1 protein-coding gene is annotated in these 735 nt (G+C 62.4%); it reads right to left on the reverse strand.

Annotation, left to right across the window (positions count from 1 at the left end; translation table 11 throughout):
* The coding region (locus EOA86_RS37065; protein WP_164892429.1) for a pyruvate, water dikinase regulatory protein at positions 1-696 on the reverse strand (696 nt) is incomplete at its 3' end.
* Positions 697-735 lie beyond the last annotated feature (39 nt).

The following is a 735-nucleotide window of genomic DNA, read 5'->3' on the forward strand; positions in this document are numbered from 1 at the left end:
GATCGCGGCGCGGTCGACATAGTCGGTCGGCTCGTAGGCGCTGGTGTTGCCGAGGATGCGGTTCTGGCGGACCTGAGAGATGCGCTCGGCGGTGGCGATCAGCCCGACGATCAGCGGTTTCGTGGCGTTGACCAGGCTTTCCGGTACCGGCACGCCGAGCACGATCGGGATGTTGGCGGTCTTGATGCCGCGATTGGCGAGATAGATGCTGGTCGGTGTCTTCGAGGTGCGCGAAATGCCAACGAGCACGATGTCAGCGTCGTCCATATTGGCGGGCAGCTGGCCGTCATCATGCTCCATGGTGAAATTGAGCGCGTCGATGCGGCGAAAATATTCGGCGTCGAGAACATGCTGGGCGCCGACGCGGCGGCCGGCCGGCGTGCCGAGATAGGACTGGAACACAGTCAGCACCGGTTCCAGCACGGAGACGCAAGGCAGGCCCATGGCGGCGCAGCGTTCGTCGATACCGCGGGCGAGCTTTTGGTCGACGACCGTATAGAGGATGATGCCCGGCTCCTCCTCGATGTCCTCGAACACTTTCGTCACCTGCTTTTCGGTGCGGATGAGCGGGTAGATATGCTCGATGGCGCGCGCATCCTTATATTGCGCGGAGGCCGCGCGGCCGGCCGCCAGCAGCGTTTCACCGGTGGCATCGGAAATCAGGTGAAGGTGAAAGAAGCTCTGGGGTTTGTTCACAGGGGTTCGTTCCAAGCTGTGGGCCGATGTGGATAAGGT

Origin of the sequence: Mesorhizobium sp. M5C.F.Ca.IN.020.32.2.1 (genome assembly GCF_004023105.1) — a bacterium.
GTDB lineage: Bacteria > Pseudomonadota > Alphaproteobacteria > Rhizobiales > Rhizobiaceae > Mesorhizobium > Mesorhizobium wenxiniae.